Raw genomic sequence first — 12,806 nt, 5'->3', positions numbered from 1 at the left:
ATTAATATAGACGTATGAACTTACCAAAGGTTACATTATTTGTCGTCTTTTCGGAAAAATCCGAAGATCCCTGTCGTTTGGACGATATTTGTGAACGCCTGTGGATCGACTTCATTGATAATTCCCTGCAGATCGTAAAGTTCATAACGTGTGATGACCATGACCAGCATATTTTTATCCTGCTGGGTAAAAGCACCTCGTGCCGGTAAGGTAGTGATCCCGCGTACCATTTTGGAATGGATGGCTTTTTCCAACTCTGCTGCCTTGGTGGTAATGATCATAGCAGTCAGTTTCTCGTGACGGGTGTGTATGGCATCAATGACCCGAGTCGATACATATAAGGTTAATAGGGTATACAAGGCGTTTTCCGGTTCATATAATAGCCCCGCCAGTGCAATAATGCCACTGTTCAAAATTAAAAAATAGATGCCGATCGGACGGTCTTTCATCCTGGACAATACCATTGCTACGATATCGAGACCCCCGGTGGAAGCACCCCACTTTAGTGTCAGGCCGACGCCCGCTCCACCGAGCACTCCACCAAATACAGCATTAAGTATGATATCCTCAGAGAGCTGTTTTACCGGAATGAACCCAAGAAATACAGTGGTGAAAGCTACGGATAGTGCACTGTAGACCGTGAATCCTTTCCCTACTTTATACCAGCCTAATATGGCAACCGGAATATTCAATACGAATAAGAGCAAACCTGTACTGATGCCAGGCACCCCTAAGAAATCCTTGAGAATACTGGCTGTCAGCTGAGCGACACCTGTAAAACCGCTCGCATATACATTCGCTTCAATTAAAAACATATTTAGAGCAAGCGCATTTAAGATGGCGCCGAATATGACAACAACAATCCGTTTGGCTTCAAATGAAAACATAGTTGCCTCCTTTAAAAAGAACTTATAATAGCGAAAAACACTATTCTTTTTTATCACCCCAGTGAACGAAAATCAAGCATCAATTCCCCATTCCCCCACCTAGGAAAAAATAATCACCTATTCCCTTCATTAGCGTGAAATGTTTTGACAGTTTCCTTATATAGGCATAAACTTGAATAAAACAAGTATGATTAATTCCTTACTAATAAGAAGGTGAACGTGATGGAAGTTAAAATCATTTGTGACTCGGCAAGCGATTTATCTCAAGAACATTTCGATCGTAATAACATCGAAATGGTGCCGTTAAAAGTCACCCTGAATGAAGAAGAGTATCTTGATGGTAAGACTATCACGCCAAAAAAGGTATACGATGCGATGCGCGAGGGAGCTGCTCCAAAAACCTCACAAGTATCTCCGCAGGCGTTCAAAGAATTCTTTACACGTTATGCAGAAGCTGGACAACCATGCATTTACTTCGCACTCTCTTCAGAATTATCCGGTACATATCAGACAGCGAAAATGATGGAAGATGAAGTGAAAACAGAGCACCCTGATTTTGACCTGCATATAGTCGATACCAAGTGCGCATCGTTAGGTTATGGACTCGTCGTCCTGCGGGCAGCAGAATTGGCTGCTGACGGCGCATCAATACAGGAAATACTCGATATCGGTACCTATCACGCAGAACATATGGAACACATTTTCACCGTCGATGATCTGGAATACTTATACCGCGGTGGCCGTGTCAGTAAAACAGCGGCATTCGTGGGTACCTTATTGAAGATCAAGCCCCTCTTACATGTCGAAGAAGGCAAGCTGATTCCATTGGAAAAAATCCGCGGCGCCAAAAAAGTTTTGAAACGCATGCTGGACATCATGAAGGAACGTGGCGAAGACCTTTCCAATCAGCCAATTGCCATCAGCCATGCTGACGACTTAGAAAACGCAGAACAGCTCGCGAGCATGATAAAGGAAGAATTCGGCACCGAGCAGATTCATATTGAAATGGTCGGCTCCGCTATCGGGGCACATGCCGGCCCGGGTACCATCGCACTTTTCTTCCTGAACCAGCCATATAAATGATGTCCGTGGGCCAGGTTGTGAACGAGAGAATCTGTTTGGCGGTCAAAAATTATGATTTGTAATTACAAAATAAGCGTTGACGAGCGAAAATATGAGTGTTCATACTCTCCAGGCTGCCTTTTCTCCTAAAAGAGGCGGCTTTTTTTATCTTTTCCTAGTCATGCCCAATTTCTTCAATATTACCGAAAACCTTCCAATGTTCACCCATTCACAATTTTGTAACATAAACTGCTTGTTTACCTGTTGTAATTACCCCCTCCCCGTTATACCATACGGTAAGGGGTATTAATACAATGGTTAGGGAGGAAAACAAAATGTCTAAAAAGATTGTGATTGTTGGAGGAGTTGCTGGTGGTGCTACTGCCGCTGCCAGATTGAGAAGATTAGATGAAGAAAGCCAAATCATTTTGATTGAACGAGGAGAATATATTTCATTCGCAAACTGCGGATTGCCGTACTACATCGGAGGTACCATCGAAGAACGCAGCAAGCTGCTTGTTCAGACCGTCGATCGTATGGAAGCCCGCTTCAATATGGATATCCGAACTTCTGCGGAAGTCATGAAGATCAACCGGGAAGACAAACAAATCGAAATCAAAGATTTGAAGACCGGGGAAGTTTACCACCAAAGCTATGATCATTTGATTTTATCTCCAGGAGCAAAACCTATCGTACCTCCGCTTCCTGGATTGAAAGAAAGCACATATTTTACTTTAAGAAATATTCCTGATACGGATCGGATCAAAGCTTATGTTGATGAAAAACAGCCGAAACACGTAACAGTTATCGGGGGAGGGTTTATCGGTCTGGAAATGGCTGAGAACCTTGCTGATCGCGGGGCTAAAGTAACTGTCGTGGAAAAAGGACCACAAGTCATGGCGCCGATCGACCCTGAAATGGCAGCAATCGTCCACGAACATCTTCGGGAAAAAGGCGTCGAACTGATTCTTGGCGATGGGATCGCTTCCGTAAACGAAGGTGACGTCGTCGCATTAGAAAGCGGCAGGATGCTGGATACTGATATGATCGTCCTTTCCATCGGAGTACAGCCTGAAAGCACACTGGCACATGAAGCAGGATTAGAACTTGGTGCCCGCAGGGGTATCATCGTCAACGAATACATGCAAACAAATGATCCATCCATCTACGCGATAGGTGATGCCATTGAGGTTCAGGACTATATTACAAAAGAACCTGCCATGGTACCGCTCGCTTGGCCTGCCAACCGTCAAGGACGGATCGTTGCGAACAACATCTATGGAAAGAACGAAGCTTATCCTGGCACATTGGGTACATCCATTGTAAAGGTATTTGATTATACCGTTGCTGCTACAGGTGTCAATGAGAAACGCATGAAGAATCTTGGCTGGAAGTATGAAGCGATTCACATCCATCCTGCTTCCCATGCCGGCTACTATCCTGGAGCTGAATCATTAGCAATGAAAATGCTGTTTAACCCGGACAACGGAAAAATCTACGGCGCTCAAATCGTAGGAAAAGATGGCGTGGACAAACGGATTGACGTACTTGCCACGGCTATCAAAGGCGGTCTGACTGTCCATGACCTGCCAGATTTGGAACTTGCTTATGCTCCACCATTCTCTTCTGCAAAAGACCCGGTCAACATGCTTGGCTATGTCGCGGAAAATATTATCGATGGTGCGGTTGAAATCACCCACTGGGATGAAATTGACGAAAAAGTGAACCAAGGCGATCTCGTACTTGACGTACGTGATGCAAAAGAATTGGATCAAGGCTATATCCCTGGAGCGATCAACATTCCGCTTCATGACCTGCGTCATCGGATGGAAGAACTGCCGAAAGATAAACCGATCCACGTGAATTGCCAGGTAGGTCTGCGTGGCTATCTTGCAACTAAGCTGCTCCGTCTTAACGGCTATGATGCTCGTAACCTGGATGGCGGCTGGAAAACTTATTCTGTTGCCAACGGAGTTAAAAAACCTCAAATGGTATAAGAAAAGTGAAAGCGCCCCTGAAAGAAACGAGACGCATAAACAAAACGGCTGGAGGAAGGTGTCCTTCCCATCCGCAATACGGGTTGCTTATGTAGCGAGTGTCTGGGTGTTGAAGCTAGCCAATACTTCGCAGATGTCCAATATTTTATAATTTCTTATTTATTAAGAAAAAGTGCCGCAGGCTTTCTGAAAAGAGAGCCTGCTTTTTTGTAACATTTTTGTTACATAGAACGACTAACTTATTAGAAGGGGGTCGTTACGATGAAAAAAATAATTGGTTTCACCCTGCTGTTTTCTCTGCTTTTGTTAGGAGCCTGCAGCAGTAATGATGAAGCTGGCGAATCCAGCGAAAGTATGGACATGGCGACTGAACAGGAAATGTCTGAACCGAACATGGCACAGGATGGTGACAGTCTTTCTGAAGAAAAGGCGAGTCCGAATTCGGGGAATATGATGGACAACGTTCAAAATCAAATGATGATTTACAATGCGGATATCTCCCTGCGCACAAAAGATTATGACACCTTTTACCAGCAACTGGAAAAACATATGGATAAACAAAAAGCCTACATCGTCGAAGCAAACGTCAACCGACAGGAACATGGACAGCGGAACGCCCATATCCGCCTTCGGGTGCCGCAGGAAAATTTCCAACCCTTCATCGATGAGCTTGGCAGTTACAGCGATAACATTGATTCAAGGAACATTTCAGGGCGAGACGTAACCGAGGAATACGTCGATTTAGAATCTCGCCTGGCCGCTAAAGAAAAAATCGAAGAACGGCTGCTGGCATTCATGGATGAAGCAGAAAAGACAGAGGATTTGATTAAGATTTCTCAAGACCTTGAACGCGTCCAGGAAGAAATCGAAGTGATTCAAGGTAAAATGAAATACTTAGAAAATCAAAGTGACTTTTCTACGATAACCTTGAATATTACTGAGACAAAGGTAAATGTACCTGGCTTGAATGAAGAAGAACTGAATACATGGGAAAAAACGAAGCAGGCATTTGTGCAATCGTTGAACGGGTTGACTCAGTTTGCTTCGTGGATCATGGTCATCCTCATCGGTTACTCACCAGTTATATTTTTGATTGCTATTCCTGTGGTTTGGTTACTGATCCGCCAGAGAAGCAAACGTAAACGTGAAAACAACTAAACAAAACAGGTGCAGCCCCCCTAAGGACTGTACCTTTTTCTATGTTGCCAGGCCAAGTTAACGTTGTTGTTAATTTTTTATAAAGGTTTACTCAACTATAGAGCCGAAAAGTCGAAGACTTGATTTCGAGATATTGGAGGAGATTAGGATCGATGGGGAGCGATTCGCTTTCCGCGGGGAAGACGGCAAGCCTCCTCGAGCTAAAGCTCTGCGGGGTCTTGCCAGTCTATCCTTTCCCGCAGGAGTCTCACCCTTCCCCCACGCCCCTTACCACATAAGATTATCGAAATCGCTCTTAAATTTACTTACCCTAAATTGTTAGGAAAATACTATTACAATGCCAGATTGATCCGTTCTTATTGCTTCAAAAGTATGCCATTCGTAACAGAAGTTTCGAGATTCTTACAACCATATGGTGGCTGGAAAAACGGTGAGACTCCTCGAAAATGCTACGCATTTCCTTCGTGCGGTGTTTCTTCAAGATGCTTATTACAAAGTCCTGTGGGATGAACATGATCGGTGAGATCCCGCAAGGCGAAGCCTGAGGAAGCTCACCACATGCCCACGGAAAGCGATCCGTTTTCCCAGCCACCATCATTGCAACCTAAAGTCTCGAAACTGAGTCTTCAGCAAAAGGGAGCTTATCTGTAAATTTAACAGAGACTATTGCTGAAGGGATTTTTGATAATAACCGGTCGATTTCGTTGCTACAAACCCAAGTTTCCGGTACAACAGATAAGCCCGGTCGTTTTTACTATCCACTTCGAGCGTAACTTTTTGATTGGACAAGCGTCTTGCTTCCTTAATCAGATGCAGCATCATTTCTTTTCCATAACCAAAGCCCTGATGTTCCGGCAACATGCAAACGCCATAAATTGAGGCCGCCTACTCATCAACGGCAATCGCCCCCATGCCAACTGGGCTGCCCTGGTAAAAGGAAAGGAACATATGGTGATGGGACTTTTTTAAAACAGCCGAGATGAAGGTATGAGCGTCTTCTCCTGGCAGATCGAATGCCCGCTCCTGAATGTTTGCCAAAGTATCCACCTGTTCTTCTTTTGCCTTCACGATCTCTAATTTACCAATGTCTTCCTGATCGTCTTGTCCGCGAAGCTCCATCTGGTATTCGGTATATTGATAGGATGCTCCCCTGCTATGTGCTACTGCCTTACCAGTCTCAGAATCTTCATTAAGAACATAAAGCAAAGAAGGGATTTTGTGCTTCTCCCATGTTTCATATAGCTGATTTTCCAACATAGAAAAATACCCTTTTTGCCGGTAGTCCGGATGGGTGACGGCCATCAATTCGATTTCTTTTTTTGCAGGAATGAAGGCAGCTACAGCAGCAATCAACTCATCATTTTCATGCATCGTGAACACCCACGGTAATGTGGTATCAAAATTCAAATTATCGACGATATACATCTCACTGTCGATGCCGTCATGGATTTTCAGTTTGCTTTCTAACGCACGGATTTCCTGTGCTAATTGTGGCTCTACTTGGGTATGGGGCATGATTTTCAACGGGCATTCCTCCACCTGATTGGATTTTTTCTATTATAACCGATAGAAATGCTGGGAGACCGCCCATACAAAAATTTATTTTTCCTGGTTGATTGCTTTTTTCAAATCCTGTTCCTGCCTCCCAAATTGGGTAGTCAGTATGACGCCGGCTATAACAGCGAGAGCACCTGAAATTTGCATCACAGTAATTGATTCTCCCAACCAAAAATAGGCCCCGATCATCGTCACTACCGGAAGAAAATTCAAGAACACCGAAGCTTTAGACGCACTCGTCAGTTCGACTGCCCGATTGTACATGCTCAATGCGATGAAAGAGGGGAAAATCCCTAAATAGAGTAACCCGCTCATGTTGGATAGATTCAAAGATGGCACCCCGACGATGATCCATTCTGCTGCTACGATCGGAAGCAGAACGATAACGGAAATGCCAGTCATGACAAGCAGCGTGCCATAAGTAGGGAAAAGATGCATGTACTGCTTTACCATGATCGAGTAGACTGCCCAGGTCAGGATCGCCCCGATCATGATGGCATCTCCGATATTCCATTCCATAGCAGCCAATTTCAGAATTTTCCCATCCATGACTACCCAAAGAGCTCCCATCAGAGAAAGCACGATTCCTGTCCATTGGATGCTGGCCAGCCTTTCTTTTAAAACAAACGCACTCATGATCACAGTTGCCACCGGAATCACTGTCTCAAGCACGGAGACTTTGGTAGATGTCGTGAATTGCAGTGCGCCATAAATGAATGTATTAAAGAATGTGATTCCGGTCAGCGTAATGATCAAAAATGGCCTTTTATGCTGTAGGTAGCTGTTGCGATACTGCCAGGCTCCACGTAAGCCGAACGGAAGGATTACAAAGAAAGCAACCACCAGTCGGAAGAAAGCAATGGTGAATGGCGGAAGCTCATTGATTGCCTTACCAACGAGGATATTGCCTGAAAAGAATAGGATAACGAATACTAGTAAGATATATGGATAAATAAGTATCCCCCCTTGCCTCCACCTATCCTATCACAATAGGAAAATAGGTTTCTATCTTGAGTTGCAAGTTTTTCTTTTTAGTTTGATAAAAGCAAACAAGCCGTTCCATTGTGGAACAGCCTTTTTGATTTAACCGTTTATATGGTGATATTCCCTTCAGCTGGCAGCTGTTTTTCTTCGCCATTGATAAAAATTGCGAAGTCACTACCTTCCTCCTGTGTAATCACGACTTGCTGATGATTGACGCTTACTTTGATCAAGTGGCCGCGGAAGTTAATTTTGAAGGAGTAATCACCCCAAGCTTTCGGAATGAACGGCTTAAAGTGTAATTCCCCTTTTTCTACCCGCATCCCAGCGAAGCCATGAACGATAGACAGCCAGGATCCAGCCATACTTGTGATATGGAGTCCGTCTTCCGTATCGTTATTATAGTTGTCGAGATCGAGTCTTGCGGTGCGCAAGTACATTTCATATGCTTTTTCTTCGTAACCGATTTCTGCTGCAATGATCGAGTGCACACAAGGTGATAACGATGATTCATGAACAGTCATCGGCTCATAAAAGTCAAAGTTGTTCTTTTTCTCCTCCAACGTGAAGCGGTGATTCAAGAAATACATACTTTGCAATACATCCGCCTGCTTGATGAAGCAGGAACGCAGGATCCGGTCCCACGACCAGTTCTGGTTGAGCGGCAAATGTTTTTCATCTAGATCCGCGACACGTATCAAATCCTTATCGAGGAAGCCGTCCTGCTGTAAATAGACACCAAGCTGTTCATCAACTGGGTAGTACATGTGTTCAATGATGTCTTTCCAGTGGTCGAAGTCGTCCTCCTTCAAGCCCAATTTACTCTTTAATTCTACGAATCGCTTCTGATGGTTACGTTCCAGGTACAAGGCGACAGACAAGGTGTACTCCAATGTCCAGGCGGCCATCCGGTTAGTGTGCCAGTTGTTGTTGACATTGTTTTCGTATTCATTCGGTCCCGTGACTCCAAGAATTATATATTTTCCTTTACGAGGGTTGTAATTAACCCGGCTTGCCCAGTAACGGCTGATTTCTGCCAGCACTTCAAAACCATATTCCGGCAGGTAGGAGGTATCGCCGGTATAGTTGACGTAATTCCAAATCGCATGAGCAATGGCACCGTTACGGTGGATTTCTTCAAATGTGATTTCCCATTCGTTATGCGATTCCTCCCCATTCATCGTTACCATTGGATAGAGAGCGCCCTCCATGCCGAGCTTCGCCGCATTTTCTTTCGCTTTTTCTAAATGTCGATAACGATAGATTAATAGATTGCGGGCGATGGATGAATCAGCTGTACCAAGGTAAAATGGCAGGCAGTAAGCTTCCGTATCCCAATAAGTGCTCCCCCCATATTTCTCTCCCGTAAAGCCTTTCGGACCGATATTCAAAAGCGCGTCCTCACCTGTATACGTGTTATACAGCTGGAAAATGTTATAGCGGATCCCCTGCTGAGCGGACGTATCTCCCCCGATAGTCACATCAGCATGGTTCCAGCGGCGCTCCCACGCTTCCATCTGCTGCTTGAACAAGAAAGTGAATCCGCTATCAGCTGCTTTTGCTACCTGCTTTTTTGCTTCATCCGCAAGCTCGTTTTTATTGAAATACCTGCTTGTCGTAACAGCTACATATTTATAAAAACTTACCTTTCCCCCAGGTTTGATGCTGGCTGTATGCTTTTGATCGACATATTCTTCTTTGTTCACAACATCTTCTACTTTCGTCTCCTGACCGACAAGCTGATTTGTCATCGCAGCAGAAACATCGAATTCCGTCTTGCGGGTACGCATCGTCAAAACGGCCTGTTCCTTGTCAGCTTCATGATGGACAGGCATCCAGAAGTCTTCATCATAATTGGCATCTTCATTCCTGACGTCGCCATCCATATAGGGCTGGAAGGTGATCTTTCCTTCAAAGTCTTCGGACGTAACCTCATACTTGATGGCAATAATCGAAGCATCAATGATGGAAAAGAAACGGGTAACCTTTCCCTTGATATGTTTGCCTTCTGGGCTTGTCACATCAAATTCACGGTAGAGGTAGCCGTGTTTCATATTTAATTCCCGCTTGAATTCGTGTACTTTCCATGTATGAAGGTCAAGTTCTTCGTCATCAGCAAACACCCGGACCCCGGTTACATTCGGCGCATTCAAAACTTTAGCGAAGTATTCCGGGTAACCATTTTTCCACCAGCCGACCCTGGTCTTATCTGGGTAATAGATGCCCCCTACATAGGTGCCTTGATGGGTATCTCCGGAATAGGTTTCTTCAAAGTTGCCACGCATCCCCATCTGGCCGTTGCCGATACTCATTAAGCTTTCTGCAAGACGGTTATCTCCTGGGTGCAGCTTGTCTTCGATGACTTTCCATTCATCCATTCTGCAAATCTGTTTCATCTTTATCACCTCTCATTTAGATTAGGCAAACGTTTGCATTTCTATGGGAAAAAGAGAGAACCGAATCAGGCTCTCTTACTTGTTTCCCTTTTCCACTGTTGTGTAGACATGCGGTGTTTGATTTCAAACGGCACGATGATCCGCTTGGCTGGTTCATTTTTATTCTGTATTTTTTCAACCAGACACTTGCATGCCTGGGCGCCAAGATCATAAATATTGATATCGACGGTTGTCAGCGGCGGTCGGGTGACCTCCGCCATATAGACATTGTTGAAGCTGACGATTGACACGTCTTCTGGTACATACAGACCGAATTCCTCCAGCATATTGATGACCCCGATGCTCATCAGATCATCAGAAATCACCAGGCCGGTCGGCGGTTCCTCTAAAGAAAATAATTCATGGACGGCTTTTCTTCCACCGGATTTCAAAAATTCGGTGTGGACCCTGTATTCTTTTTTGACTGGCAGTCCTGCCTGGTTAAGGGCCTGTTCATAGCCAGTAATACGGTCGACGGTGACAGCCAGATCTTTGGAACCCCCGATAAAACCGATGCGGTGATGCCCCAGCCCAATCAGGTGCTCTGTGATCTCTTTGGATGCCCGGATGTTGTCGTTATCGACATGACTGATTGTATCGATGTTTTCATTTGGCTTCCCTACAATGACAAAGGGAAAGTTCTGTTCATGAAGAAATTCCATGACTTTATCCTTTAACCGGGAATACAACAGAATGACTCCATCCACACGATTGCCATGGACCATCCGCTGGACTCCTTCTAATATTTCCTCTTCCGTTTCTCCCGTCGAAAGCAGCAAAGAATACTCGAGGTCATGGGCTACCGTACTGATTCCACGCAGTACCTCAGGGAAAAATGGATTTTGCAAGGCCTTATCTGCACTTGAAGGCATGACGACTCCAATCGCTTGTGTCGAACTTCTTACCAGGCTTCTCGCATTTACATTCGGGTGGTAGCCAAGTTCTTTCATCGCTTTCCTTACCCGTTTCTTCGTGGCGGGACTGATCCGCGGATTATCCGCTATGACGCGGGATACCGTGGAAGGCGCCACCCCTGCCGCTTTGGCAACTTCTTTAATGGTAACTCCCATGACACTCACCTTCTATTCCTTCTGATTTCCTTGGCAGTTCCTTTACGAATGAAAGTTTGCTGCTTACTCTTTCTCTCTATTATTGTAACTCATTTCAGATGGCTGGATGTCTAGTTCTTCCTGCTTTTTCTACTTAAAATGATGACCGCAACGACAAAGGCAGCAAAGATACCTCCGACAAATAACAGGAAAGACCAGTTCAGACCGGTATTCTCTTCGACCAAGTACACTTCTGATTGTTCCCGTTCCATCGCGATCTTGTAGGTTCCCTTGTCCACTTCCCTGGCGATATCATCGGTCAACATCCCGCGTAACTGTTTGTCTTGGGGAAGGTTATCCAACTCCATGGTTCGCGTTTCAACATCATTGTTGAGGACAACGACTAATGTCTGGTCTTCATAGGTACGTTTATAAGCGGCAAGCCCGTCTTCGTTGTATAGCTCTTCAAAATCCCCTTTTGTCAGTGCCGGGAATTCTTTTCGCATCGATGTCAGCTGTTCAATCCTTTGTTTCAACTCTTCATCAGCGGCTTTGAAGTTCATCATCCGGCGATTATCCAGGTCTTCTCCACCATCCAGCGGCACCTCTGTCCCATAATATGTAATAGGGATTTCAGGCATTGTGAATTGGTAGGTCAACGCCAGCTTCCACCGCGTCACCGGGTTTTGTTTATTCTCAATCGCCTTTCTGGTAAACCGGACATTATCATGATTATCAATGAAAGAACTTAACATACCAGGCTCTTCATATAATTGTTCATTCGCTTTCCACACACTCATTGGGCCATTCAAAGAATTGCCCGCCTTCTTAAACGACTCATTAATCGCATTGAATAATGGATAATCAACAAAAGAATCGATACCTGTTTCTTCATAAGCCGCTATTTCACGCGGACTATCTTGCCATACTTCTCCAAGCAGGAAGAAATCTGGATCAATACTTTTTACATGATCATTGAAATCTTTCCAAAAGTCTTTCGGCACATGCTTAACCGTATCCAAACGGAAACCGTCCACTCCCGTCTCCTCGATCCAGAATTCGGCTGCATCAAATAAGTACTGTTCCACTTCCGGATTTTCAGTATTCAAATCTGGCAGGCCTGCGAGCCAGGCATTTTCTAATACGGATTGGCTTTCTCCCATCATCCGTTTTTCTTCATGGAACCAGTCTTCTTTATTCGAATCCTCCAGCCATGCATGCTGGTAACCAGTATGATTGACGACAAAATCGAACAACACTTTCATGTCACGTTTATGAGCCTCTTCTACAAGGCGCTTGGCATCTTCCATGGTACCGAAATGCTCTTCCACTTCCATGAAATCTTCAATCCAGTAGCCGTGATAGCCTTTCGGTTCATTGTTCATAATCGGTGTCATCCATATTGCTGTGTAGCCAAGGCTCTTAATATAATCCAGCTGCTGGATGACCCCTTCTATATCTCCTCCGTGGTATGCCTTCGGATCACCTGTATCCACTTCATAGTCATTGTCGTAATTCCCATTAAAAAAACGATCGACCATGATGAAATAAATCATTTCATCGTTCCAGTCATTTTCTTCTTTTTCATCAGCTCCTAAAGCAGTCATAGGAAAAGAACAAAAAAGAAGAAACGGAATGATGCACAAAGATAACAGTGCTTTTGTTCTCATTTCCGCTCCC

10 protein-coding genes are annotated in these 12,806 nt (G+C 44.7%); 3 read left to right on the top strand and 7 right to left on the bottom strand.

The annotated features are described in order from the left end of the window. Positions 1–35: 35 nt before the first annotated feature. On the bottom strand, positions 36–887 hold the full coding sequence (locus tag BLV00_RS00090) for a YitT family protein (RefSeq protein WP_093040909.1): 852 nt from the start codon (positions 885–887) through the stop codon (positions 36–38). A 222-nt stretch (positions 888–1,109) separates the two neighbouring features. Here BLV00_RS00090 and BLV00_RS00085 point away from each other — a divergent pair, with 222 nt between their 5' ends. The 3 genes from BLV00_RS00085 to BLV00_RS00075 all read left to right on the top strand — a co-directional run bounded on the left by BLV00_RS00085 (position 1,110) and on the right by BLV00_RS00075 (position 5,104). Then, positions 1,110–1,970: a DegV family protein gene (locus BLV00_RS00085; protein WP_093040907.1), complete on the top strand. Its 861-nt coding sequence runs from the start codon at positions 1,110–1,112 to the stop codon at positions 1,968–1,970. Positions 1,971–2,284: 314 nt separating this feature from the next. After that, the gene (locus BLV00_RS00080; RefSeq protein WP_093040906.1) at positions 2,285–3,946 is read left to right on the top strand and encodes a CoA-disulfide reductase; all 1,662 of its coding nucleotides are present in this window, start codon (positions 2,285–2,287) and stop codon (positions 3,944–3,946) included. A 261-nt stretch (positions 3,947–4,207) separates the two neighbouring features. Beyond that, complete coding sequence (locus tag BLV00_RS00075; RefSeq protein WP_093040904.1) at positions 4,208–5,104, top strand: DUF4349 domain-containing protein; 897 nt, start codon at positions 4,208–4,210, stop codon at positions 5,102–5,104. Between the two features lie 663 nt (positions 5,105–5,767). On the opposite strand, the gene BLV00_RS00070 is transcribed toward BLV00_RS00075, so the two are convergent. The 6 genes from BLV00_RS00070 to BLV00_RS00045 form a co-directional block, all read right to left on the bottom strand. Further along, positions 5,768–5,980 (bottom strand): GNAT family N-acetyltransferase, encoded by a 213-nt coding sequence (locus BLV00_RS00070; RefSeq protein ID WP_281242965.1) that lies wholly within the window; start codon positions 5,978–5,980, stop codon positions 5,768–5,770. A 9-nt stretch (positions 5,981–5,989) separates the two neighbouring features. Continuing rightward, positions 5,990–6,628 (bottom strand): GNAT family protein, encoded by a 639-nt coding sequence (locus tag BLV00_RS00065; RefSeq protein ID WP_093040901.1) that lies wholly within the window; start codon positions 6,626–6,628, stop codon positions 5,990–5,992. 75 nt (positions 6,629–6,703) lie between these two features. Then, on the bottom strand, positions 6,704–7,603 hold the full coding sequence (locus BLV00_RS00060) for a DMT family transporter (protein ID WP_342721966.1): 900 nt from the start codon (positions 7,601–7,603) through the stop codon (positions 6,704–6,706). A gap of 149 nt (positions 7,604–7,752) precedes the next feature. Further along, complete coding sequence (locus BLV00_RS00055; protein ID WP_093040895.1) at positions 7,753–10,038, bottom strand: family 65 glycosyl hydrolase domain-containing protein; 2,286 nt, start codon at positions 10,036–10,038, stop codon at positions 7,753–7,755. A gap of 65 nt (positions 10,039–10,103) precedes the next feature. Beyond that, the gene (locus tag BLV00_RS00050) at positions 10,104–11,147 is read right to left on the bottom strand and encodes a LacI family DNA-binding transcriptional regulator (RefSeq protein WP_093040893.1); all 1,044 of its coding nucleotides are present in this window, start codon (positions 11,145–11,147) and stop codon (positions 10,104–10,106) included. 110 nt (positions 11,148–11,257) lie between these two features. Then, positions 11,258–12,796, bottom strand: a complete 1,539-nt coding sequence (locus tag BLV00_RS00045) for an alpha-amylase family glycosyl hydrolase (protein ID WP_093040891.1) — start codon at positions 12,794–12,796, stop codon at positions 11,258–11,260. Positions 12,797–12,806: the final 10 nt, after the last annotated feature.

Origin of the sequence: Thalassobacillus cyri, from assembly GCF_900107755.1 — a bacterium.
Taxonomy (GTDB): Bacteria; Bacillota; Bacilli; order Bacillales; family Halobacillaceae; genus Thalassobacillus; species Thalassobacillus cyri.
The sequence above is the reverse complement of the archived record's forward strand: the minus strand, read 5'-3'. Positions and strand labels throughout refer to the sequence as shown.